Source organism: Microbispora sp. NPDC046933 (genome assembly GCF_040644635.1).
Classification (GTDB): Bacteria; Actinomycetota; Actinomycetes; order Streptosporangiales; family Streptosporangiaceae; genus Microbispora.
This window is the reverse complement of record NZ_JBEYWW010000015.1, coordinates 116,628-140,312: the sequence shown is the minus strand read 5'-3', so window position 1 is coordinate 140,312 and position 23,685 is coordinate 116,628. Positions and strand designations below refer to the sequence as shown.

The following is a 23,685-nucleotide window of genomic DNA, read 5'->3' as shown; positions in this document are numbered from 1 at the left end:
AGTTCCATGCGCAGAGCCATTCTGGCCGTGCTCGCGACCGCCGTCGGTCTCGTGCTGCTGCTGTCCTTCAAACCGCACGAGGTGACCTCGCCGGCCGAGCGCCCGGCCGCCGTGACCCAGGGCGGGGACGCGGGCGGCGGCGACCGCGTCCAGGGCGGGGAGGGGCCGGGCGACGGCTTCTCCGGCCGCCACCACGACGACGGCGAGGGCTTCCCGCCCGGGGGCGAGGGCTCCGGCGAAGGCTCACAGGGAAGCTCGGGAGGCTCCGGCGGCTCCGGAGACTCGGGAGGCTCGGGAGGATGGACCGGGGCGGGCGCCACGGCGGGCGCCACCAGCGGGGACACGTCCGTCACCGGCGACTCCGCCGACACCCGCTGGGGCCCGGTGCAGGTGGAGATCGTGATCTCCGGCGGGAAGATGGCCGGGATCAAGGTGGTCGACGCCCCGGCGAACAACCGGCGCGACCTCGAGATCAACAACGAGGCGCTGCCGATCCTGAACGAGGAGGCGCTGTCGGCGCAGTCCGCGCAGATCGACACGGTCTCCGGCGCCACCTACACCAGCGACGGCTACATCCGCTCCCTGCAGAGCGCGCTCGACAAGGCCGGCCTTTGACGCGCCACGCCGAGCACGTGATGGGCACCGTCTTCTCCTTCGACGTACGTCATGACGACGCCGAGCCGTACGTCGCGGAGGCGGTGGCCTGGCTGCACCACGTCGACGAGGTCTTCTCGACCTACAGGCCGGACAGCCCCGTCAGCCGGCTGGGCCGGGGCGAGATCACCCTGGCCGGCTGCCCGCCGGAGGTGGCGGACATCCTCCGTATGTGCGAATCGGTGAGCGACCGGTCGCGCGGATACTTCACCGCCTACCCGGGAGGCCGGCTCGACCCTTCGGCGATCGTCAAGGGCTGGGCGGTCGACCGGGCCTCCGCCATGCTGCGCGAGGCGGGCGCGCCGGACCACTGCGTCAACGGCGGCGGGGACGTGCGGCTGTCCGGCGCGGCGGCGCCCGGCCGTTCCTGGCGGGTCGGCGTCGCCCACCCGCTCCGCCCGGGAGACCTCGCCGCCGTGGTGTCGGGCAACGACCTCGCTGTGGCGACCTCGGGCACGGCGGAGCGCGGGGCGCACGTCATCGACCCCCACACCGGCCGGCCCGCGACCGAGCTGGCGTCGGTGACGGTCGTCGGGCCGGACCTCGCCCTGGCCGACGCGTACGCCACCGCCGCCCTCGCCATGGGCGGCGCGGCCAGAGACTGGGTGGAGGGGCTGGACGGCTACGAGGCCTTCGCCGTCACCGCCGCCGGCGCGACCTGGCGGACGTCCGGCCTCTGAGGTGCGCGCGGCCGGGCCCGCCGCCTCGCCGCGTCCTCATGACGCGAGAGCGTGCTTGAGGCGCGTGGCGGCGGCCACGGCGGGCCACAGGCGGGTGGCCAGGTTCCGGGCGAGGATGCCGCCTCGCGTCGCGGGGGCCAGGAGTGCCGACGCCTGCGCGACGTTGCGCTGCTTGGGGTCCACCAGGCGCCGGTGCGCGGCCTCGTACGCGCGAAAGGCCGCGCCGGGATCGCCGGAGTGGGCGGCCAGTGCCCCGGCGAGCGTGAACGCCCCCGCCATGGCCAGGGTGGAACCGTCCCCGAACAGCGACACGCAGGAGGCGGCGTCGCCGAGGAGCGCGACGCGGCCCTGCCACCAGCGGGGCAGGCGCACCTGGCTGACGGAGTCGAAGTAGAGGCCGTCGGCGGCGCGAACGTGTTCGAGCAGTTCCGGCGCCCGCCAGGACACGTCCGCGAACGCGTCGGTCAGCATTCGCTTGTGCTGCTCGGTGTCGCGGTGGTCGAAGCCGGGCTCCTCGGGGCTCCGGTAGAGGAAGAACGCGCCCGCGGGCCTGGGATTCACCGCGATCGCCTTGCCTGGCGTGTTGTGCATGAGGATGTCCCGCCCGGCCCCGCCCGCTCCGTCGCGGAGCGGCATCGTCGCGACGTACAGGCCCATGTGGCGCACGAGCCCGCTCCGCGGTGCCCCCGTCTCCTGGCCGAACGCGAGGCGCCGCGTCACCGAGTGCAGGCCGTCGGCCCCGATTACGAGGTCGAAGCGGCGGGGGGCGGCGCGCTCGAAGGTGACGTCCACTCCGTGCTCGTCCTGGCCGAGTGCCGTGATGGAGTCGTCGAAGAGGAACTCGGCGCGGTCGCGGCTCGCCTCGTAGAGGATCGAGGCGAGGTCGCCGCGCGGCACCTCGACCTCGTCCGGCCGCTGCACGGCGCGCATGTCCATCCGGCCGACCCGCCTGCCCGCCGCGTCGACGAAGCTGACTCCCGTCGTGCCGGTGGCGGCTTGGCGCAGCCGGGGCATGACGCCCATCCGTTTCACGACCGGGACGGCGGGCCCTCTGACGTCCACCGGGTTGCCGCTGGACCGGGGCTTTCCCCCGCGTTCCACGACAGTGACCGCGAATCCGTGCCCGGCCAGCCAGTAGGCCAGCGTCGGCCCCGCGATCCCGGCCCCGGAGATCAGCACCGTGCCCATGACGTACCCCCTAACCGGAAGATTTTCCTCCGCATAAACGACGGTATCCTAACCGGAGGAAAATCGTCCAGATACCGCTCGAGGAGAGGTGGCAGTGGAGAAGGGGCTGCGCGCCGACGCGCGCCGCAACCGGGACCTGATCGTCGCCGCGGCCCAGGAGCTGTTCCTGGAGCAGGGCGTCGACGTGCCGCTGGAGGAGGTCGCCCGCCGGGCCGGCGTGGGCGTCGGCACGCTCTACCGCCGCTTCCCCGACCGGGACGCGTTGCTCCGCGCGGTCGGCGAGGAGAGCCTGCGCCGCCTCGTGGACCTGGCGGAGACGGCCTGGCGCGAGGAGCCGGACGCCTGGCACGCGTTGTGCCGTTTCCTGCGCGGCTCGGTCGCCCTGCGGCTGGGCGTGCTGCCGGCGAAGCTCGAACCGCACCTGCACCAGCGGATGCGCGTCGGCGCCGACCTGCACGAGATGCGGCAGCGGGTGATCACCGCCGTCCTGCGGATGATCGAACGGGCGCAGGCGGACGGGGCGCTGCGCACCGACATCGGCCCCGGCGACATCGCCGTCCTGATGACCCTGAACGTCTACACGCCACCGGCCCTGCCCGGCGAGCCGGCCATGGCGCGCGTGGTGGAGATCATGCTGAACGGTCTGCGCGCCGACCGGGAATCACCCCTTCCCGGGGCTCCGCTCGACGCCGACGACCTTCGCCGCTACACCGCCGTGCAGCACCCGCCCGCGCAGTGACGCTCGCGTGATGCCGAGTCCTCCGCGAGGGGTGCGCACCATCGGTCGCGCCGCCTGCCGGACTCCGGCCGGACCGCCTGCGCCGGTTCCGGCCGGCCGGACAGCGGACGGCGGGACGCGTTGTCCACAGGCGAGGGCGGGGGCGGTCCGGGGGCCTCGTTTCCGCTGCTAGCGTTCCGCATTGGCGGGAGGAGACGGCGTGCAGATGATTCACGCCGCCTGGAACGGCGGGCGGCTCGTGCCCTGGGCGAAAGGAACGGCGTGCTGGTGATCCACGCCGCCTGGAACGGCGGGCGGCTCGTGCTGTGGGCGGAGGAGACGGCCGGCGCGGAGCCGGTGGCCTCCCGTGCCGAGGTGCGCGCCCACCCCTTCGCCGCACCGGCGGACGCCCTCGCCGCCGAGCTGCCGCGATGGGGGGACGCCGCGGCGGAGGCCGCGGGCAAGGCCGTGTCCGGCGAGGTGGTGCTGCTCCTGCCGAGTTCGGCCACCAGTCCGCTGCCCTCGCCGGAGACGGGCCTGCGGATCACCGCCCGCCGGGCGAGGATCAGCCCCTGGCGGGTGCCCGCACTGCTGGTCGAGCCGGGCCCCGCGCTGCGGCTGCTGACCGGGGCGTTCGAGCCGCCGCCCGCGGCCGGGCCGTCCCTGCGTCATCTCGCCGTCGTCGCCGCCCACGCCCGCGAGCTGGTACGGCGCGGCCGGGTGCTGCCCCAGCTCGTCACCGAGGACGACGGCTACGCGGCGCGCTGGCGACCGGTGCTGACCGGCCCGCACGCCGACCGCTTCCGGGAGCTCGCCGCCGCGATGCCGCCGGTCTGCCGGGCCGTGGGAGAGGAGCGGCCGTCCGCCCACGTGCTCGTCGAGGCGCTGGCGGGCCTGGCCGACGCCGCCGTACGGCAGGCGCTGCCGGAGCGCCTGCTGGGCGGGCACCGTCCCGGGAGGCGCAGCCCGCTGGCCGACCGGTGGACGGTGGCGCTCACGGGGGACGCGGCGGCCCTTCCCGGCGTGCGCACGGAGGAGGCGGAGGCGCTGGCCCGGCCGCTGGAGGACTGGTTCAGGGCGGCCCACCAGCTCGACGGCCCGGTCAAGGTGTGCTTCCGCCTCGTCGAGCCGCTGCCGGCCGAGGAGCAGCCGGATCACGAGGCGGCCGCGAGCCCGCGGACAGCAGGCGCGCACGTGGCGGTCCGAGCGGAGCCGCCGGCCCGGTCGGGCCCCGTGGCGCGAGCGGCCACCGCACCACGAACGGACCCCGCAGCCGAAGTGGGCGCAGCGGCCGAAGTGGGCACGGCGGCGTGGCGGGTGGAGTTCGCCCTCCAGTCGGCCGAGGACCCGAGCCTCTACCTGCCCGCTCCCCTCGTCTGGGCGGGCGAGACCGTCCCCGGCCTGCCCGGGCGGCCGGACGAGACGCTGCTCGCCGGCCTGGGCCGGGCGGCCCGTCTCTACCCGAGGATCGACGACGCGCTCCGGGAGGCCCGGCCGACGCACGTCGGCCTCGACGTGGAGGGGGCCTTCCACTTCCTCCGGCACGCCGCGCCCCTCCTCCAGTCGGCCGGTTTCGGCGTGCAGCTGCCCGCGTGGGCGGGCCGCACCCGGCTCGGCCTGAAGCTCACCGCGCGGTCACGCTCCGGGCCGGGCGCCGCCGCCGACCAGGGGTTCGGGCTGGCGCAGCTCGTGGACTTCCGGGCCGAGCTGGCCGTCGGCGACGAGACGATCAGCGAGGCGGAGCTGGCCGAGCTGGCCCGGCTCAAGGTGCCGCTGGTCCGGCTGCGCGGGCAGTGGGTCGAGCTGGACGCCCGGCAGCTCGGGGCCGCGCTCAAGGCGGTGGAGCGCCGCGGTTCGGGTCGGATGACGATCGGCGAGGTCATCCAGGAGGTGGTCCACGGCGGGGACGACGAGCTTCCGCTGGTGGAGGTGGACGCCGACGGCCTGCTCGGCGACCTGCTGTCCGGCGAGGCCGACCGCCGTCTCGAGCCCGTCGCGACCCCGGCCGCCTTCCACGGCACGCTCCGGCCCTACCAGGAACGCGGCCTCGCCTGGCTCAGCTTCATGTCCCAGATCGGCCTCGGCGGCATCCTCGCCGACGACATGGGCTTGGGCAAAACCGCCCAGACGCTGTCACTCCTGACGAAAGAGCGCGAGTCGGGCGAGCGGACCGGGGCGACGCTGCTGGTGTGCCCGATGTCGCTGCTCAGCAACTGGCAGAAGGAGGCCGCCCGCTTCGCGCCGTCGCTGGACGTCTACCTCCATCACGGCACGAGCCGCCTGCGGGGCGAGGAACTGGCCGAGCGGGTGGCCGGGGCCGACCTCGTCCTCACCACGTACGGCACGGCGCTGCGCGACCGCGACGCCCTCGCCGGGTTCGGGTGGGCCCGGGTCGTCTGCGACGAGGCTCAGGCCATCAAGAACGCCGCCGCCCGGCAGGCCCAGGCGGTGCGATCGCTCCCGGCGCGGACCAGGCTGGCGTTGACCGGCACCCCGGTCGAGAACCATCTGGCCGAGCTGTGGTCGATCATGGAGTTCTGCAACCCCGGCCTGCTCGGGTCGGCGAGAGCCTTCCGCGACCGCTACCAGGAGCCGATCGAACGGCGGGGCGACGAGACGGCGACCACCGCGCTCAAGCGGGCCACGGGCCCGTTCGTGCTCCGGCGCCTCAAGACCGACAAGACGATCATCTCCGACCTGCCGGACAAGATGGAGATGAAGGTCTGGTGCACGCTCACCCCTGAGCAGGCGAGCCTCTACCAGGCGGTGGTCGAGGACATGATGGACAGGATCGCCGGCAGCGAGGGCATCGAGCGGCGCGGGAACGTCCTGGCCGCGATGACCAGGCTCAAGCAGGTCTGCAACCACCCCGCCCACCTGCTCAAGGACGGCTCCCGGCTGGCCGGCCGGTCGGGGAAGCTGGCCCGGCTGGAGGAGCTGGCCGAGGAGATCCTCAGCGAGGGCGACAAGGCGCTGGTCTTCACGCAGTACGCCGAGTTCGGCTCGATGCTGCAGCCCTACCTGGCGGCGCGTCTCGACCGCCCGGTGCTGTGGCTGCACGGCGGGCTGCCGAAGAAGACGCGCGACGTGCTGGTGGAGCGGTTCCAGACCGAGGACGAGCCGATGATCTTCCTGCTGTCGCTCAAGGCCGCCGGCACCGGGCTCAACCTCACCGCCGCCAACCACGTCGTCCACGTGGACCGGTGGTGGAACCCCGCTGTGGAGAACCAGGCCACCGACCGGGCGTTCCGCATCGGGCAGACCCGCAACGTGCAGGTCAGGAAGTTCATCTGCGCGGGGACCCTGGAGGAGCGGATCGACGAGATGATCGAGCGCAAGAAGGCCCTGGCCGAGAGCGTCGTCGGGACGGGCGAGGACTGGATCGCCGGGCTGTCCACCGCGGAGCTGCGCGAGCTGTTCCGCCTGTCCCCCGAGGCGGTGAGCTGAATGCCGGTCGGCCGGGACGGCTGGTTCGAGGCCGCGCGGCCCATCAGGGTCGAGGGCGGCATCAAGGCGCGCTCGAAGCGCGGGTCCATCGGCGAGCGGTGGTGGTCGCGGCGGTTCGTCGACATCCTGGAGCGCGTCTGCGACCCGGGCAGGCTGAGCCGGGGGCGCGCGTACGCCCGGCGCGGCCAGGTGCTCGGCCTCGACCTCGGTGCCGGCCTGGTGAAGGCCCGGGTGCAGGGTTCACGCCCGGAGCCGTACGACGTGAGCGTGCGGATCTCGGCGTACGGCGCGCGGGAGTGGGCGGGGCTCATCGAGGCGCTGGCCGCGCAGGCCCTCCACCGGGCCAAGCTGCTGGCCGGGGAGATGCCGCCGGAGATCGAGGACGTCTTCGCCGGGTGCGGGCTGCCGCTGTTCCCCGGCGAGCGCGGCCTGGACATGTCCTGCTCCTGCCCCGACTGGGGATTTCCGTGCAAGCACCTGTCGGCCGTGCTGTACCTGCTGGCCGAGGCGTTCGACGACGATCCGTTCCTGGTGCTGGCCTGGCGGGGCATGGCCAGGGAGTCGCTGCTCGACGCGCTCCGGCAGACCGGTGAAGGCGAACGCGTGGAGAAACCGGGGCTTCTCGACGTGGCCGACGTCCCGTTCGCCGAGCGGATCGGCGACTTCTACGAAGCCGGCGCCTCACCGGCCCGCCTCGGCCCGCCGCCCGATCCCGGGTCGCCGCCCGACCTGCTGCTGCGCGCGCTCGACCCGCCGCGGGTCAAGGCCAGGCACATCCCGCTCCTCGACCTGCTGCGGCCCGCCTACCGGACCCTGGCCGCCGGGGACGAGGCTTCGTCCGCGGACTGACCACCGTCGAGAGCGGGCCGACACCCGCAACGGCGACCGGACACCGCCGTGGGACTGACCGGACCGATCGAGCCGGCGGTCCCGCTCAGGTGTCCTCGAAGCTCTGCGGGACCATCACCCGGACGCCGTTCGGGATGGTCCTGAGCACGAGCGGGGTGCGCAGCCGCACCTCACCGTCGATGTCGGCCGCCATCGGCGGGTCGGTCTCCAGCAGCATCTCCTGGCCGGTCACGAACGGCCCGCCCGCGAGGCTGGTCCATTTGCCGGTGGTCGCCCGTACGAGGGTCTCCCCGAGCAGCCGCAGCCGCTTGCCCGAGCCGAGCTGGTAGGCCACCAGCTTGCGGTTGTCGATGCTGACGTCCCTGGCGATCTGCCAGCCGCCGTGGAAGCGGCCGTTGGCGATGTTGAGCTGGTGGGTCAGCAGCTCGTGGCGTTTGCCGTCCACGGTGATGTAGGCGCGGAACGGCCGGTGCCTGGGCAGGATCGTGAGCGCGGTCAGCGGGTAGGCCGCCCGGCCCAGCATCCGCTTGAGCCACGGCTTGACGGTGCCCGCCACCTCGACCGAGACGCCGAAGCTCGCGAGGTTGGCGAAGGGCCGGTCCCCGCAGACGCCGAGGTCGATGTCGGCCACCTTGCCCGCGGTGAACACGCCGATCGCCCCGGCGAGGTCGAGCGGCAGGCCGAGGCTGCGGGCGAAGTTGTTGGTGGTGCCGAGCGGCAGCACGCCGAGGGCGACGTCGCGCCCGGCGACGTGCTTGACCGAGCTGCTCAGCGTGCCGTCGCCGCCGCCGACCACGAGCAGGTCGGGCTGCGGTTCGAGCGCCCGGGTGATGACGTCGCGCAGCCGGGCCGGGTCGGTCACCGGGTGGACGCCGGTGAGCAGGAAGTCCCGCTCCTTCAGCAGCCGCACCACCTCGGCGTAGCGGCGGCGGCCTCGCCGGGACTTGGTGTTCACGACGACGGCGGCTCTCCGCTCCCGGTGGATGGCCGCCGTGTGATCCGCCTTGCTCCGCACGATCACATGCTAGGGGCCGCCGGGCGCGGGCGCGCATTCCACCGAAGGCGGACATGAGTGTGCCCGGCTGCCGTCCGGAGCGGACGGCAGCCGGGCACGGGGACCCCAGGAAGGGGTTACTTCTTGGCGGGGGTGATCTGGACGAGCGCGCCCAGGTTGGCCGGCAGCGGGCTGATCAGCTTGATCTGGACGCCGAGCTGCTTGCCCTCGTCGCCGGGGTTGCCGGTGCCGAGGATCGCGCCGCCGATGTCGGTGCCGTACAGCTCCGTCGCCGGGGTGCCGTCCGCGTGGACGATCCGGGTCGAGTACGGCTGGTTGTCCTTCGACGGGACGACGGCCGAGGAGTCACGCTGGCGGTAGTACAGGCTGCCGTCGTCGTGGATCTCCAGGCCGGGGTACCAGCCCTTGGCGTCCGTGAACGTCTTCACCGCGGCCTGCTTGCCGAACGAGCTGCAGTACTCCTTGAACGGCTCGCCCTCGACGCACTCCTTGAACGGGTAGGTGCCGACGAAGTTGAACGCCGCGTTGGACGACTGCGGGCGGGACTGCAGGTTCTTCAGCACACTCGGGTCGTGCGCCGCCGCCTCACCCGTACGGCGCAGCGGTTCGAAGTGCGAGTCCACGATGAGGAGCTCGCCCTTCGGGCCCACCGACGGCAGGTCGAACGCGGTGCCCGCGACGTCGTTGTTGGGGCGGGAGGTGTCGCGGTACCAGACGAGCAGGCCGGGGGCGTTGTACTTGATCTTCTCGACCTTCCACGCGCCGTCGCGCAGCCAGGTCGAGTCGTAGGCGTACTGCAGGCCCTTGTCGAACCCGTCGAAGTTGCGCCACTCGGCCAGGTAGTACTGCGCCGCCTGCTCCTGGCCGGAGTGGATGACCCAGCCGGCGCCGGTGGTGTCGGTGAACGTGCCCTTGGTGGCCGTCCAGCCGTTGGCGCCGCCCTCGACGTCGTCGGACCAGACCACGGTGGCGCCGTTGGTCAGCGAGAAGTCGTCGTTGAACCAGCCGCGGTGCACGGACGCCGCGTCCGTGGCGATGCGCAGGCGGATCTGGACGGACTTGCCCGCGAACGGCGACAGGTCGGCGTACAGGTGCTGCCAGCCGTCGCTGACCCCGGTGACGCCGTACTTCTTGTTGCCGTAGTCCTTCAGGCGGCCGTTGGGGTCGGTGTAGTCGTCGCCGGTGCTGGCGAGGCTGCCGTCCTCCTTGAAGACCTTCTGCTCGGTCCAGGTGGCGCCGCCGTCGGCGGAGACCTCGAAGAAGCCGAAGTCCCAGTCGGCCTCGATGTCCCAGTCGCTCCACCACCGGAACTTCGCGTCCGCGCCGGCCGGGACGTCGACGGTCCTGCTCAGCTTGTTGTCGGCCCAGTCCTGGTCGCTGTTGGACCACCACAGGTTCGACCCGCTGTGCGGGGTGGACATGACGTTCAGCTTGTCCGGCAGGTTGATCCGGACGCCGTCCTCGGTGCCCTTCGGCGTACGGGAGGTCTGGCCGACCGCCACGACCTGCGACTTGCCGCCCGGCTCGATGACCTTCGGGTTGGCCCAGCCGAGCACCCACTTGTCCCACAGGCCCATGTGGGTGGGCAGGGACTGGAAGATCGGCCCGGAGTGCGAGCCGCTCGACATGAGGTCCCAGAAGTCGACGTCGGAGTCGCCCTCGCCGGTGGTGTCGTACAGGTCCGGCAGGCCGAGGTCGTGGCCGTACTCGTGGGCGAACACGCCCACGCCGGAGTCCTCGGGCTGGAGGATGTAGTTGGAGATCTTCACGTTCGTGCCCGGGACCGTGTAGCCGCCGGCAACGTCGCTGGAGTGGGCCCACAGGGCCATCGTGCCCTCGGCTCCGCCGCCGCCCGACTTGTCCTCGCCGGCGTGGATCAGCACGAGGTGGTCGACGACGCCGTCGGGCTCGTCGTAGTTGCCGTCGCCGTCGGCGTCGGAGGTGTCCTCCACGTCGTAGTCCGCCCACGGGAAGTTCGGGTTCGACTTCACGAGCGTGTCGACCGCGTCGACCGCGAGCTGGGCGGCGCCGCGCGGGTTGTCCGGGTGGCCGGTCATGTCCTGCGGGTAGGTGTGGCACTTGCCCGCGCCGTACCACGCCTCGGAGTGCGGGACCTTGATCCAGCCGACGGCCTCACCGGTGACGGTGTAGGCGCCCTTCGACATCTCCTCGTACATGTTCTTCATGGTGGAGCCGGAGATGTCGATGCCCTTCTTGCCGTCCCGGGGGTCGGTCAGGTCCGGGCGGACCCGGGTCGTGATCCCCTTGGAGGTGTAGAGCATGTTGTTGTAGTGGGCCGTGTTGAAGTCGGCCACCCACATGGAGTTGTTGTCCTTGCCCCCGCCGGCGGCGGTCGCGGGGTTGGGGATCTTGTTGTGCAGCGGGCCGTTCAGCTTGGTGCCCGGCGGCTCGGTCACGCAGTCGTCGACGTCGTCGATCGTCTTCGGGTGCGACCAGCCCGAGAAGTCGTCGTTGGCCTGGTCGTTGAACTCGACCAGCAGTGTGAGCAGCTTGGCGGTGCGGGTCGTCTTCGCCTTCTTGTAGATGAAGTCGAAGGGGTTCTTCCCGGTCCTGATCGCCTGCTTCTCGTGCTTGGCCAGAACACGCGCCGCGACCGGGTTGCCGCTCGCGAACTTGTGGTCGATGGCCTGCGCCAGGGCCGCGGTGCGCTTGGCGCCCCTGGCCGGGACCTTCTCCTCGGTGGTGGTGAAGTCGCCCTGCACGCGCGGCGGCGCGTAGTTGATGTAGTGGTCCTTGGCGGAGGGCTGGTAGCCCGCCGTGGGCGCCGCAGCCGCACCGGCCGCGGCCAGACCTCCTGCCGCCAGCCCCAGCGCGGGCACGATCGCGGCGAGACGCCGGATTCTTCTGGACAACGAGATCCCTTCCCGTCCGGGTTCCCCGGACACCCATGCACAGCGCGCCGGGATGAGCGCGCATGCGGGACCTTAAACGAGGGGGTAAAGGGAGGGTAAAGAGGCAACCGGCATGGTTGTCAAAATGTAATCTGTACCGAAAACCGTTAATAATTCCGGATGCGACCCGATACCGAGCCGTGGCGTAAAGTCCAGTCGTGACCGAGCTGACCTCCGCGCTCGCCGCGGCGCTGCCGGACGGGCGAGTCCTCACCGATCCCGACGTCGTCGACTCCTACGCCAGAGACCGCACGTTCGTGCCGCCGGGCAGGCCGCTCGGCGTGGTGCTCGCGCGGTCGCGCGACGACGTCGTGGCCACGATGCGCTGGGCGAGCGAGCACCGCGTGCCGGTGGTCCCGCGCGGCGCGGGCACCGGGCTCGCCGGCGGGGCGACGGCCGTGGACGGCTGCGTCGTGCTGTCCCTCGCGCGGATGACCGCGATCCGCGAGCTGTCGCCGCAGGACGAGATCGCGGTCGTGGAGCCCGGCGTCATCACCGCCGACCTCGACCGGGCGGCCCGCGAGCACGGCCTGATGTACGCCCCCGACCCCTCGTCGTACGAGATCTCGACCATCGGCGGCAACCTGGCGACCAACGCGGGCGGCCTGCGGTGCGTGAAGTACGGCGTGACCCGCGACTCGGCGCTGGGCCTGGAGGTCGTGCTGGCCGACGGGCGGGTGCTGAACACGGGCCGCCGCACGATGAAGGGCGTGACCGGCTACGACCTGACCGGTCTGTTCGTGGGGTCGGAGGGCACGCTCGGCGTGATCACCGCCGCGACGCTGCGGCTGCGGCGGGCGCCGCTCGAGACGGCCACGGTCGCCGCCGAGTTCACCTCGCTGCGCGACGCCGCGGCGGCCGTGTCGGCGATCGTCGCCGCGGGCTGCCAGCCGTCGCTGCTGGAACTGATGGACCGCACGACCCTGCAGGCCATCGACGACTGGAAGAACATCGGGCTGGAGCCGTCCACCAGGGCGATGCTCATCGCCCAGGCCGAGGGCTCGGCGGACGAGATGGCCGCCCGGATGGCGGACCTGTGCGGGGCCGCCTCGTTCGTCGCGGTCTCGTCCACCCCGGAGGAGGCCGCCGAGCTCATCGGCATCAGGCGCCTGGCCTACCAGGCCAAGGAGCGGCTGGGCCAGTGCCTGGTGGAGGACGTGTGCGTGCCCCGCTCGGCGCTGCCCGACATGATCACCACGATCGAGGAGGTCGCGGCCCGGCACGGCGTGATGATCGCGACGGTCGCCCACGCCGGGGACGGCAACGTGCACCCGGTGTTCGTGTTCGACCGCGGCCTGGCCGAGCCGCCGGAGGAGGTCTGGGCCGCGGCCGACGAGGTCTTCCGTGCCGCGCTCGACCTCGGCGGGACGCTGACCGGCGAGCACGGCGTCGGCCTGCTGAAGAAGCGCTGGCTCGGCCTGGAGACCGGCCCGGTGGCCGCGGAACTGCACCAGGGCATCAAGCAGGTGTTCGACCCCTTGAACATCCTCAACCCCGGTAAAGCAATCTGACCACTGGTAGCGTTTGGCTCCATTGTCAGGTTTCAGGGGTAATCGGGGGCGATGGTGGCGCTAGAGCCTGGGGATCCCGACCGCCTGGGCCCGTTCACGCTCGTCGACCGGCTCGGGGAGGGCGGCCAAGGGGTCGTCTTCCTCGGGCGCGGCCCGGCGGGCGAGCAGGTCGCGGTCAAGTTGCTGCACACCCGGCTGACGGCCGATCCCGAGGCGCGGGAGCGGTTCCTGCGCGAGGTCGCGCTGGCGCAACGGGTCGCGCCGTTCTGCACGGCCCCCGTCCTGTACGCCGACCTCGCCGGCAACCAGCCGTTCATCGTCAGCGAGTTCGTGTCAGGGCCGTCGCTGCGGCAGCTCGTGGACCGGGAGGGACCGCGCCGGGGCGCCGCGCTCGAACGGCTCGCCATCAGCACGGCGACGGCGCTCGCCGCCATCCACCGGGCGGGGATCACCCATCGCGACTTCAAGCCGGCCAACGTCCTGATGGGCCCAGAGGGCCCGGTCGTCATCGACTTCGGCGTGGCAAGGGCGCCCGACTCCCCCCAGGCCACCGCGACCGGCGCGTCCATCGGCACGCCCGCCTACCTGGCCCCCGAGGTGCTGTCCGGCGGCACGGCGGGCGCCCCCGCCGACATGTTCGCCTGGGGCGTCACGATGGTCTTCGCCGCCACCGGCAGCCCCGCCTTCGGGGCGGACTCGATCCCCTCGGTGATCACCCGGATCCTGCACGCGCAGCCCGACCTGGGCGACCTCGCGCCGCCCCTGCGGGACATCGTCGCCGCCTGCCTGTCGAAGGACCCCGCGCTGCGCCCCTCCGCCGAGGACGTGGTCGCGCGGCTCACCGGGCAGCCCACCGTGCCCGTACGGCCCGCCGCCGCACCACCGGCGCCCCCGGCGGGACCTCACGGGCCCGCGCCGTCTCACTGGCCACACGCACCCGCGCACGCACAGGGCCCGCAGGCGCAGGGTCCGCACGCACCGGGTCCACAAGCACAGGGTCCGCAAGCACCGGGTCCGCAAGCACAGGGTCCGCAAGCACAGGGCCCGCACGCGCCCGCACCGGGACCGCGGGGTGCCGGCGGAGCGCCCACGCCGCCCCTACGGCGCGGGCCCGACGGGACGAGGCCGCGGCGGCCGGTGCTGACCTGGACGGCGGCCGGGATCGGGGTGTCGGCCCTCGCGGCGGCGGCCTTCCTCGTGCCGACGTGGGTGTCCGCCCGGCAGATCTCCTCGGAGGACGCCCTCGGCCCCGCCGCCTCGCCCACCGTGACGGAGTCCCAGGTGACGGAGCCGCCGGACGACGAGCTGCCCATCCCGCAGCCGTCCGAGCTGGTCACCACCCCCGCCCGGCTCAAAACCAGGAAACCCTCGCCGAGTCCCGCGGCGTGGCGGCCCAGCGCCAGCGCGAAACCGGCCGCCTCCCCGACGCACACCCGCCAGGCCAAGCCGTCGACCTCCCACGCGGTGCCGTCCCCGGCCAAGCCCAGTCCCGCCCCCAAGACCACGCCGTCCGCGAAGGCCACGACGCCGCCGCCCAAGGCCACCCCCGCGCCGACGAAGACCACCACGGCGCCCAAGCCCAGCCCGACGGCGAAGGCCACCCCGACGCAGACCGCGGCGCCCAAGCCCAACCCCTACACCGCCAAGGGCGTGTGCGGCAGCGGCTACGCCGTCGTCGACTCGCACTCCTACGGGCAGGCGACGACGTACCTGCTCTACAACGCGTCCAACGGCTACAACTGCGTGATCACCATGTCGAAGTACGTCGTGCCCGGGAAGATCAAGATGAGCGCCGTGCTCAAGGTCCAGAACGGCTCGTCGAAGACCGACTCCGGCAGCTACACGGCCTACGCCGGGCCGATCCGGCTGCCGGCCAAGAGCAAGTGCGTCATCTGGGGCGGCGGCTACGGCACCGCCGCCTGGAACAGCGCGTGGTCGCACTGTGGCTGATGCCGGGCCCGGCTCGTTGACGTGACGGCGGCTCACCACGGAGGATGATCACGTGACAGAACTCGGTTCGGTGGTGCCATGACGGTGCTCGTGAGCCGGCTGGACGCCTCCAGCGGCGAGTACGGCGCGCGGCGCGAGGCCATGCTGGCGAAGCTCGCCGAGCTCGAGGCCGAGCACGCCAAGGCCGTCGCCGGAGGCGGGCCGAAGTACGTCGAACGGCACCGGGAGCGCGGCAAGCTGCTCCCCCGCGAGCGGATCGAGCTGCTCGTCGACCCCGACTCGCCGTTCCTGGAGCTGTCCCCGCTGGCGGCCTGGGGCACCGAGTATCCGGTCGGCGCGAGCGTCGTGACCGGCATCGGGGTGATCGAGGGCGTCGAATGCGTCGTCACGGCCAGCGACCCGACCGTGCGCGGCGGCGCGTCCAACCCCTGGACGCTGCGCAAGACGCTGCGCGCCGCCGAGATCGCGCTGCGCAACCGCATGCCGTACGTGAACCTGGTGGAGTCGGGCGGCGCGGACCTGCCGTCGCAGAAGGAGATCTTCATCCCCGGCGGCCAGGTCTTCCGCGACCTGACCCGGCTGTCGGCAGAGGGCGTCCCGACGATCGCGCTGGTCTTCGGCAACGCCACCGCGGGCGGCGCGTACGTGCCGGGCCTGAGCGACCACGTCGTGATGGTGCGGGAGCGGGCCAAGGTGTTCCTCGGCGGCCCGCCCCTGGTGAAGATGGCGACCGGCGAGGAGTCCGACGACGAGTCGCTGGGCGGCGCGGAGATGCACGCGCGGGCCTCCGGGCTGGCCGACCACCTCGCCGCCGACGAGTACGACGCGCTGCGGATCGGCCGGCGCATCGTGCGGCGGCTCGACCGCCGTAAGGCCGGGACCGTTCCCGCCTCCGGCTACGCGGCTCCGCTGTACGACGAGGACGAGTTGCTGGGGATCGTGCCCGAGGACCTGAAGGTCCCCTTCGACCCCCGCGAGGTCCTGGCCCGGGTGGTGGACGGCAGCGACTTCGACGAGTTCAAGCCGCTCTACGGGCCGAGCCTGGTCACCGGGTGGGCGAGCGTCCACGGCCACCCGGTCGGGGTCCTCGCCAACGCCAGCGGCGTGCTGTTCGGCGCGGAGTCCCAGAAGGCCGCCCAGTTCATCCAGCTCGCGAACCAGTCGCGTACGCCGCTGATCTTCCTGCAGAACACCACGGGGTACATGGTCGGCAGGGAGTACGAGGAGAGCGGCATCATCAAGCACGGCGCGCTGATGATCAACGCGGTGGCCAACTCGACCGTGCCGCACATCACGATCGTCATGGGCGCCTCCTACGGCGCGGGCAACTACGGCATGTGCGGGCGGGCCTACGACCCCCGCTTCCTGTTCAGCTGGCCAAGCGCGAAGTCGGCCGTCATGGGGCCCGCCCAGCTCGCAGGCGTCATGTCGATCGTGGGCCGGGCCGCCGCGCAGGCGCGGGGGCAGGTCTACGACGAGGAGGCCGACGCGGCGATGCGCGCGGCGGTCGAGGCGCAGATCGAGTCGGAGTCGGCGGCGTTCTTCCTGTCCGGCCGGCTGTACGACGACGGGGTCATCGACCCCCGTGACACCCGTACGGTGCTCGGGCTGTGCCTGTCGGCGGTGGCGGGAGCGCCGGACCCCGGCCGGGCCGGCTACGGCGTCTTCCGGATGTGACCGGCATGCTCATCGACACCGTGTCCATGAAGATCGACGGGGGTGGGGGTCATGATCGGGCGGCTGCTGGTCGCGAACCGCGGGGAGATCGCCCGCCGGGTCTTCCGCACCTGCCGTGAGCTGGGCATCGAAACCGTCGCCGTCTTCACCGACGCCGACGCGTCCGCCCCGCACACCGCCGAGGCCGACCAGGCCGTACGGCTGGGCGCACCCCTGGCGTACCTCGACCCGGAGCGGATCGTCGAGGCGGCCCGCAGGTCGGGAGCCGACGCGGTCCATCCCGGGTACGGCTTCCTGTCGGAGAACGCCGGTTTCGCCCGTGCCGTGCTGGACGCCGGGCTGACCTGGATCGGCCCCTCCCCCGAGGCCGTCGCCGCGATGGGCAGGAAGATCGAGGCAAAGGCGCTGATGGCGGAGGCCGGCGTGCCGGTCCTGCCGACGATCCCGCTCTCCCCCGACGCACCAACCCGGACGACCGAAACGCAGCTCACAGCCCCCGTGCTGGTCAAGGCGTCGGCGGGCGGCGGCGGGCGCGGCATGCGGGTGGTGCGCGACCCGGCCGATCTGGCCGGAGCCGTCGAGTCGGCCCGGCGGGAGGCGCTGTCGGCCTTCGGCGACGGGACGCTGTTCGCCGAGCCGCTGCTGGAGGGCGCCCGCCACATCGAGGTGCAGATCCTCGCCGACGCCCACGGCACGGTCTGGGCGCTCGGCGAGCGCGAGTGCTCCATCCAGCGCCGCCACCAGAAGGTGATCGAGGAGGCTCCCTCTCCCGCCGTCACCCCCGAGCTGCGCCGCGAGCTGAGCGAGGCGGCGATCCGGGCCGCCCGCGCGATCGGCTACCAGGGCGCGGGCACCGTCGAGTTCCTGCTGTCCGACGAGGGCTTCTTCTTCCTGGAGATGAACACCCGCCTCCAGGTGGAGCACCCGGTCACCGAGTGCGTCTACGGGGTCGACCTGGTCCGCCTGCAGATCGAGGTGGCCGAGGGCGCCCATCTCGCCGCGCTGCCGCCGAGCCCGGTCGGTCACGCGATCGAGGCCCGCCTGTACGCGGAGGACTCCGAGGGCCGCCCGCAGAGCGGCGTGCTGCACCGTTTCGAGGTCCCCGGCGTGGACGGCGAGTTCGGTCTCGGGGCACGGCTGCGGCTCGACTCCGGGGTGGTCTCCGGCACCGAGATCGGCGTCCACTACGACCCGATGCTCGCCAAGGTCGTCTCGTACGGCCGCGACCGGGCGGAGGCGGCCCGGCGGCTGGCGGGCGCGCTCGCGCGGGCGCGGATCCACGGGCCGACGACCAACCGCGACCTGCTCGTGGGAGTGCTGCGGCACCCGGACTTCCTGTCCGGGGCGCTCGACACCGGCTTCCTCGACCGGCACCCCGCTCCGGCCCCGCTCGCCGGTCCCGAGGCCGTACGGCTGTCCGCGCTCGCGGCGGCGCTCGCCGGTGCGGCGGCCAACCGCGCGGCCGCCCGGCGGCACGGGGTGCTGGGCGGGCTGCCGAGCGGCTGGCGCAACGTCCCCTCCCAGCCGCAGCGCACGGCGTTCGGCACCGAGGACGGCGGACGCCTGGAGATCGCCTACCGGCTGACCAGGGACGGGCTGCGGGCCGAGGGCTTCGAGGGCGTCACGCTGGTGGCGGCCGAACCCGGCCGGGTGGTGCTGGAGACGGCGGGCCTGCGGCACGTCTTCGAGGTGGCCGCCTACCCCGCCATCGACCCCCGCATGGTGCATGTCGACTCTCCGCTCGGTGCGGTGCGGCTCACCCCGGTGGAGCGGCTGCCCGAACCGGCGGCGCACGTGACGCCGGGGGCGCTGCCCGCCCCGATGCCGGGTACGGTCCTGCGTGTCGAGGTCAAGCCCGGTGACATGGTCGAGGCCGGGCAGCCGGTGGTGGTGCTGGAGGCGATGAAGATGGAGCACCTGATCGTGTCCCCCGCCTCGGGCACGGTGGCCGCGCTGCACGTGACGCCGGGGGCGCAGGTCGAGGCGGGCGTGCCGCTCGCCGTGATCGAGCCGTCGCCGCCGGGGGAACCCGGCGGCGGCCCGCCCGAGGAAGGGACCGTGGAGCCCGGCAGAGCGACCGGTGCGGTGGCCGGTGCGGTGGCCGATGCGGTGGCCGATGCGGTGGCCGGCACCGAGACGGGCGGGGAGACAGGCGCGGAGCCGGGCGGGGAGACGGGCGGGGAGACGGGCGGGGAGACGGACGCGCACGGCCCGGAAACCGGCGCGAATCCGGGCGGGGAGGCGACGCGGCCGTGAGCGAACCCCAGGAGCTCCTGGTACGCCGGGAGCAGGCGGGCGGCGTGGCCACGATCACGCTCGACTCGCCGCACAACCGCAACGCCCTGTCGTCCCGGCTGCTGCGGCAGCTCGACGACGCCCTGTCGTGGGCGCTGGACGAGCCCGCCGTACGGGTGATCGTGCTGACCGGCGCGGGACCGGTGTTCTGCGCGGGCGCCGACCTGAAGGAGCAGCGCGGAGGGGCGCCGGTCACCGCGTCGTTCCCCGACATCATGCTGCGGATCTGGGAGAGCCCGAAACCGGTCGTGTGCCGGCTGAACGGCACGGCCCGGGCGGGCGGCCTCGGCCTGGTGGCCGCCTGCGACTTCGCCGTCGCCCCGGCGACCGCGTCGTTCGCCTTCACCGAGGTGCGGCTCGGGGTGGTCCCCGCGATGATCGCGGTCACCTGCCTGCGCCGCCTGGAGCCCCGGGCCGCGGCCGAATACTTCCTCACCGGCGAGGTCTTCACCGCCGCACGCGCGGTGGAGATCGGCCTGCTGACCCGCGCCGTCCCGGAGGAGGAGCTCGACGCGACCGTGGCGCACTACACCGGCATGCTGCTGCGCGGCGGTCCCGAGGCTCTGGCGATCACCAAGCGGCTCGTACGGGAGGTGCCGCTGCTGCCGGTCGAGGAGGGGTTCCGCGCGATGGCCGCGCTGTCGGCCGAGCGCTTCACCTCCGAGGAGGGGCAGGAGGGCATCCGGGCGTTCGCGGAGAAGCGGCCCGCCGCCTGGGTCCCCGCCGAGGCCCACCCGGGCTCAGGAGCCGCCGGCGGGAGCGTGCGCCGGACGGGCCCGGGAAACGCCGATGTGGGACCCCGCGGCGCGTCGGCGGCCGGAGACGCCGGGCGATGACGGCGGAGGCCGGGCGGCCGGGACCGATGCGGGTCGCGAACTGCGGCGGCTTCTACGGCGACCGGCTGTCGGCCGCCCGTGAGATGGTCGAGGGCGGGCCGATCGACGTGCTGACGGGCGACTGGCTGGCCGAGCTCACCATGTCGATCCTCGCCGGAAACCGGCTCAAGGGCCGGCCCGGCTACGCCCGCACGTTCCTCACCCAGATGGAGCAGGTCCTCGGCACCTGCCTCGACCGGGGCATCAGGGTCGTCGCCAACGCGGGCGGCCTCGATCCGGCCGGCTGCGCGGAGGCGGTCTCGGCCCTGGCCGACCGGCTCGGGCTGCGCGCGGCCGTCGCCCACGTCACCGGCGACGACCTCATGCCGCTCGCCGAGCCGCCGGTCAACGCGGACACCGGCGAGACCCTGCGCGCGGCCCCGCTCACCGCCAACGCCTATCTGGGCGGCCGGCCGATCGCGGTGGCGCTGGAGCACGGCGCGGACGTCGTCGTGACCGGGCGGGTCACCGACGCGGCGCTGGTCACCGGGCCCGGCATGTGGTGGTTCGGCTGGGAACCCGGCGACCTCGACCCGCTGGCCGGTTCGGTCGTCGCCGGGCATGTGATCGAGTGCGGCTGCCAGGCGACCGGCGGCAACTACGCCTTCTTCGAGGAGGTGCCGGACCTCGCCCACTGCGGCTTCCCCATCGCCGAGCTGTACGCCGACGGGTCGAGCGTGATCACGAAGCACCCCGGCACCGGCGGGCTGGTCTCGACCGGCACCGTGACCGCGCAGCTCCTGTACGAGATCGCCTCGCCCCGCTACCTCGGACCGGACGTGACCGCCCGTTTCGACACCATCCGGCTGGAGCAGGAGGGCCCCGACCGGGTCAGGATCACGGGCGTGCGCGGCGAACCCCCGCCGGACACGCTGAAGGTGGCCGTCACCTACCTCGGCGGCTACCGCAACACGATGACGCTCGTGCTGACCGGCCTCGGCATCGCCGCCAAGGCCCGGATCGCGCAGGAGGCCATCTGGGCGCGCGTCCCCCGGGAGTCGTTTCAGCAGGTCCACGTGGAGCTGACCCCCCTCGGCGCGGGCTCCGGACCCGGCACGCCGAGCGGCCCCGGCGCGGGCGGCCCCGGCGCGGGCGGCCCCGGCGCGGGCGGGAGCGGCGGGCACGCGGCCTCGAACGCCTCGGACACGAGCGGCGGCGACGCGGAGGTGAGTCGCGGGGACGACGCCGGCACCGCGTTGCTGCGGATCACGGTCATGGACCCCGATCCGCGCAGGGCCGGGCGTACGTTCTCCTCCGCCATCGTGGAGACCGGCCTGGCGAGCTACCCCGGCTTCTATGGCCTGACGCCGCCCGGCGACGCCTCCCCCTACGGCGTCTACTGGCCGTCGTCGGTCGACGCGCGGGCCGTGCTCCCGGTGGTGACCGTGGACGGAGTCCGGGTCGAGGTGCCGCACACGCCGCCGCCGGGCCCGGTGCTGGGCGAGCAGGCGGGCGGGCCGCCCCCCGCCGACGCGGCCGGCGCCGCGGTTCCGCCGTACGCCGGGGATCTCGCGGCCGGGGCGGTCGCGCCGCTCGGCACGGTCGCCGGCGCCCGCTCGGGCGACAAGGGCGGAGACGCCAATCTCGGCGTCTGGGCGCGCGACCCCGCCCGCTATCCGTGGCTCGCGGCGTTCCTGACCGTGGACCGGCTCAGGGAACTGCTGCCGGAGGTCGGCGACCTGCCGATCGACCGGTTCGCGCTGCCGAACCTGCACGCGCTCAACTTCGTCGTCCACGGGCTGCTGGGCAGAGGCGTCGCGGCCAGCCCGCTCCTCGACGCCCAGGCGAAGGCGCTAGGCGAGCGTCTCCGCGCCGTGTGCGTGCCTGTCCCTCGGTGACTAGGATTGCGCCCGATCGCCGCGAATCGGGAGAGAAGGACATGCGATTGCGCTTTCTCGGCTCCACGTCGGAGGCGGGGGCCTGCCCCTCCCTCTACGAGACCGACCGCGGCACGATAGTCGTCCAAGGCCTGGAGGTCGTGGATCGCGAGGCCCGCGCCGGCCTGCGCCACGTGCTCGACGGGGAGACCGCGGTCGAGGTGCCGAGAGAACTGCTCGTCGAGATCGCCCGGCGGGTCCTGCCCGATCACGATTGAGAGCTCCCCTCTGGCCTGATCCGGCATGCCGGGTCTACCTTGGACCGCACCACGGCGGGAGGTGGGAGTGAGCGGTTTCCATCAGGCCCGCATGGACTTGGGAGCCCAGCTACGCCGGTTGCGGGAGAACGCCCGCCTGTCCGGGAAGGACCTCGCCGAGCGGCTGCGCTGGCAGCCGTCGAAGGTCTCCCGCATCGAGAACGCCCGCCAGGCCGCCACCGAGGACGACGTGGCCGTGTGGGGGAAGGCGGTGGACGCCGATCCCCAGACGATCGACGGCCTGATCCGGCAGGCGGCCGGCCTGCTGGAGCGGCAGGACTCCTGGCGGCAGCGGCACAGGAACGGCCTCGCCGCGCTGCAGGAGGACGTCCGCGACCTGGAGGCGCGCACCCGGCTGTTCCGGGCCTTCGAGCCGGGCGTTGTGGTCGGCCTGCTGCAGACCACCGAGTACGCCAGGCATATCTTCGGCAAGGTCAGGCGGGTGCACGAGTCCACCGACGACGTGGACGACGCGATCCGCGTCCGCATGCGGCGCCAGGAGATCCTGTACGACCCGGCGCGGCGGTTCCGGTTCGTCATGCCGGAGGCGGTGCTGCGTTACCGGCTCGCGCCCCCGGACGTGATGCGCGGCCAGCTCGACCGGCTGATCGCGGTGACCACGCTGCCGAACGTGGAGTTCGGGCTGCTGCCGTTCGAGGCGCAGTTGCCGTCCGCGCTGATGAACTCGTTCTGGATCTACGACGACTGCATGGTGGGAGTGGCGACCAGGACCAGGGACCTGCTGCTGCGCGACGCCGAGGACGTCGCCTCCTACGCGCGCGCGTTCGAGGAGTTCTGCGAGGTGGCGGCCTTCCGCGACGACGCGAGGGCGCTGATCGTGCGCGCCCTCGACGACTACGCCCGGCCGCGCTGACCCTGCCTCGTTGATCCTGTCGCGCTGACCCTGCCGCGCTGACCCTGTCGCGTCGGCCCGGCCGCCGTACGCTCACCGCGAGGCGCCGCCGACGGGCCGGCGGACCTGGAGCCGGTCAGAGTTCGGCGGCGAGCGCGCGAAGTCCGGCGATCACCTCCGTGCCGCTGGGCGCGCGGTCCGGATCCACCAGCCATCGCGCTGCCCCTTGGCAAAGTTGGGCCGGGAGACCGTGGCGACGATGTTCGGCGGCGGCGCGGCGGGCTCGCACACCGCATAGCGCCGCTCGTTCACCTCGTGGGCATGCCCACGGCTTCCTCGTGATCTTGGGCACAGCCGCGAGCGCGCCGTGGAGATCGCACCCCTCGCGATGGCGCTCGTCCTCCTCGCCACCCGGGTGCGGGACGTCGCGGCCCGACCCCGGCCGCGACGTCCCGCCTCACCCCACCTGCAGCCGTCCCTCACTTCCCCAGGGCGGTCTGCAGGTCCATGACGTGGTCCTGGGTCTGCTGCAGCAGCGGGCGCAGCGCCTCGGCCACGTCGCTCAGGCCGAGTTCCTGGGCCTGCTCCACGCGCTCGCGGTAGCGGCGCAGCTGCTCCTGCTCCAACTCCAGGTCGAGCCGGAGGGCGTCGGCTCCGTCGGTCGCCACCGGCACCTCGGGAACGCGGACGCTCGGCACGCCGCCGAGGAAGTCGATCTGCTCGGCCAGCGTGCTCGCGTGGTTGAGTTCCTGGCCGAGGTGCTTCTTGAGCTCCTCGATGATCGACAGGTACTCCGCACCCTTGATCGTGGCCGCGTGCTGCACGTACTGCACGATCGAGCGGTACTCGCTCTCCAGGTCCTCGTTGAGCAGGGCGATGAAGCCCTCCGTGTCCATGAGAGGTCGTCCTTTCGTCGGTCGGAAGGCC

At 73.2% G+C, this 23,685-nt stretch carries 17 protein-coding genes; 13 read left to right on the top strand and 4 right to left on the bottom strand.

Annotation, left to right across the window (positions count from 1 at the left end; all coding sequences use genetic code 11):
* The first annotated feature begins 6 nt into the window (after window positions 1–6).
* Both ABZ857_RS21460 and ABZ857_RS21455 read left to right on the top strand, forming a co-directional pair.
* Window positions 7–615, top strand: a complete 609-nt coding sequence (locus tag ABZ857_RS21460; protein ID WP_357045450.1) for an FMN-binding protein — start codon at window positions 7–9, stop codon at window positions 613–615.
* Complete coding sequence (locus ABZ857_RS21455; protein ID WP_357045448.1) at window positions 612–1,334, top strand: FAD:protein FMN transferase; 723 nt, start codon at window positions 612–614, stop codon at window positions 1,332–1,334. Before ABZ857_RS21460 ends, ABZ857_RS21455 begins: the two co-directional genes overlap by 4 nt.
* Window positions 1,335–1,370: 36 nt before the next feature.
* Here ABZ857_RS21455 and ABZ857_RS21450 read toward each other — a convergent pair whose 3' ends face one another.
* Window positions 1,371–2,522, bottom strand: coding sequence for an FAD-dependent monooxygenase (locus ABZ857_RS21450; protein ID WP_357045446.1), 1,152 nt, complete (start codon window positions 2,520–2,522; stop codon window positions 1,371–1,373).
* 88 nt (window positions 2,523–2,610) lie between these two features.
* On the opposite strand from ABZ857_RS21450, the gene ABZ857_RS21445 reads away from it, so the two are divergent.
* The 3 genes from ABZ857_RS21445 (at window position 2,611) to ABZ857_RS21435 (ending at window position 7,536) form a co-directional block, all read left to right on the top strand.
* Entirely contained in the window at window positions 2,611–3,261 is a 651-nt protein-coding gene (locus ABZ857_RS21445; protein ID WP_357045444.1) for a helix-turn-helix domain-containing protein, read from the top strand.
* A 261-nt stretch (window positions 3,262–3,522) separates the two neighbouring features.
* Window positions 3,523–6,687: a DEAD/DEAH box helicase gene (locus ABZ857_RS21440; RefSeq protein ID WP_357045442.1), complete on the top strand. Its 3,165-nt coding sequence runs from the start codon at window positions 3,523–3,525 to the stop codon at window positions 6,685–6,687.
* On the top strand, window positions 6,688–7,536 hold the full coding sequence (locus ABZ857_RS21435; protein WP_357045440.1) for an SWIM zinc finger family protein: 849 nt from the start codon (window positions 6,688–6,690) through the stop codon (window positions 7,534–7,536).
* 85 nt (window positions 7,537–7,621) lie between these two features.
* On the opposite strand, the gene ABZ857_RS21430 is transcribed toward ABZ857_RS21435, so the two are convergent.
* Both ABZ857_RS21430 and ABZ857_RS21425 read right to left on the bottom strand, forming a co-directional pair.
* The gene (locus ABZ857_RS21430) at window positions 7,622–8,551 is read right to left on the bottom strand and encodes a YegS/Rv2252/BmrU family lipid kinase (RefSeq protein WP_357045438.1); all 930 of its coding nucleotides are present in this window, start codon (window positions 8,549–8,551) and stop codon (window positions 7,622–7,624) included.
* 116 nt (window positions 8,552–8,667) lie between these two features.
* Window positions 8,668–11,424, bottom strand: coding sequence for an immune inhibitor A domain-containing protein (locus tag ABZ857_RS21425; protein ID WP_357045436.1), 2,757 nt, complete (start codon window positions 11,422–11,424; stop codon window positions 8,668–8,670).
* 197 nt (window positions 11,425–11,621) lie between these two features.
* Here ABZ857_RS21425 and ABZ857_RS21420 point away from each other — a divergent pair, with 197 nt between their 5' ends.
* The 8 genes from ABZ857_RS21420 to ABZ857_RS21385 all read left to right on the top strand — a co-directional run bounded on the left by ABZ857_RS21420 (window position 11,622) and on the right by ABZ857_RS21385 (window position 22,779).
* Window positions 11,622–12,974 (top strand): FAD-linked oxidase C-terminal domain-containing protein, encoded by a 1,353-nt coding sequence (locus ABZ857_RS21420; protein ID WP_357045434.1) that lies wholly within the window; start codon window positions 11,622–11,624, stop codon window positions 12,972–12,974.
* Window positions 12,975–13,025: 51 nt separating this feature from the next.
* The gene (locus ABZ857_RS21415; protein ID WP_357045432.1) at window positions 13,026–14,924 is read left to right on the top strand and encodes a protein kinase; all 1,899 of its coding nucleotides are present in this window, start codon (window positions 13,026–13,028) and stop codon (window positions 14,922–14,924) included.
* 78 nt (window positions 14,925–15,002) lie between these two features.
* Window positions 15,003–16,601: a carboxyl transferase domain-containing protein gene (locus ABZ857_RS21410; protein ID WP_357045431.1), complete on the top strand. Its 1,599-nt coding sequence runs from the start codon at window positions 15,003–15,005 to the stop codon at window positions 16,599–16,601.
* A gap of 51 nt (window positions 16,602–16,652) precedes the next feature.
* Window positions 16,653–18,857, top strand: coding sequence for a biotin carboxylase N-terminal domain-containing protein (locus tag ABZ857_RS21405; protein WP_357045429.1), 2,205 nt, complete (start codon window positions 16,653–16,655; stop codon window positions 18,855–18,857).
* Window positions 18,854–19,732 (top strand): enoyl-CoA hydratase-related protein, encoded by an 879-nt coding sequence (locus tag ABZ857_RS21400; RefSeq protein ID WP_357045427.1) that lies wholly within the window; start codon window positions 18,854–18,856, stop codon window positions 19,730–19,732. Before ABZ857_RS21405 ends, ABZ857_RS21400 begins: the two co-directional genes overlap by 4 nt.
* Window positions 19,729–21,609 (top strand): acyclic terpene utilization AtuA family protein, encoded by a 1,881-nt coding sequence (locus ABZ857_RS21395; protein ID WP_357045425.1) that lies wholly within the window; start codon window positions 19,729–19,731, stop codon window positions 21,607–21,609. The genes ABZ857_RS21400 and ABZ857_RS21395 overlap by 4 nt, the downstream gene beginning before the upstream one ends.
* A gap of 41 nt (window positions 21,610–21,650) precedes the next feature.
* Window positions 21,651–21,866, top strand: coding sequence for a hypothetical protein (locus ABZ857_RS21390; RefSeq protein WP_357045423.1), 216 nt, complete (start codon window positions 21,651–21,653; stop codon window positions 21,864–21,866).
* 67 nt (window positions 21,867–21,933) lie between these two features.
* A complete protein-coding gene (locus ABZ857_RS21385) occupies window positions 21,934–22,779 on the top strand; it encodes a helix-turn-helix transcriptional regulator (protein ID WP_357045421.1) in 846 nt (281 codons plus the stop codon).
* Window positions 22,780–23,237: 458 nt separating this feature from the next.
* Here the strand turns inward: ABZ857_RS21385 and ABZ857_RS21380 are convergent, their stop codons facing one another.
* Entirely contained in the window at window positions 23,238–23,654 is a 417-nt protein-coding gene (locus ABZ857_RS21380; RefSeq protein WP_357045419.1) for a ferritin-like domain-containing protein, read from the bottom strand.
* Window positions 23,655–23,685 lie beyond the last annotated feature (31 nt).

Bases quoted from the DNA above. Each gene is read 5' to 3' on its own strand.
- ABZ857_RS21435 (WP_357045440.1), top strand. From the start codon at position 6,688: ATGCCGGTCGGCCGGGACGGCTGGTTCGAGGCCGCGCGGCCCATCAGG.
- ABZ857_RS21390 (WP_357045423.1), top strand. From the start codon at position 21,651: ATGCGATTGCGCTTTCTCGGCTCCACGTCGGAGGCGGGGGCCTGCCCC.
- ABZ857_RS21460 (WP_357045450.1), top strand. From the start codon at position 7: ATGCGCAGAGCCATTCTGGCCGTGCTCGCGACCGCCGTCGGTCTCGTG.
- ABZ857_RS21395 (WP_357045425.1), top strand. From the start codon at position 19,729: ATGACGGCGGAGGCCGGGCGGCCGGGACCGATGCGGGTCGCGAACTGC.
- ABZ857_RS21410 (WP_357045431.1), top strand. From the start codon at position 15,003: ATGACGGTGCTCGTGAGCCGGCTGGACGCCTCCAGCGGCGAGTACGGC.
- ABZ857_RS21415 (WP_357045432.1), top strand. From the start codon at position 13,026: ATGGTGGCGCTAGAGCCTGGGGATCCCGACCGCCTGGGCCCGTTCACG.
- ABZ857_RS21405 (WP_357045429.1), top strand. From the start codon at position 16,653: ATGATCGGGCGGCTGCTGGTCGCGAACCGCGGGGAGATCGCCCGCCGG.
- ABZ857_RS21450 (WP_357045446.1), bottom strand. From the start codon at position 2,522: ATGGGCACGGTGCTGATCTCCGGGGCCGGGATCGCGGGGCCGACGCTG.
- ABZ857_RS21380 (WP_357045419.1), bottom strand. From the start codon at position 23,654: ATGGACACGGAGGGCTTCATCGCCCTGCTCAACGAGGACCTGGAGAGC.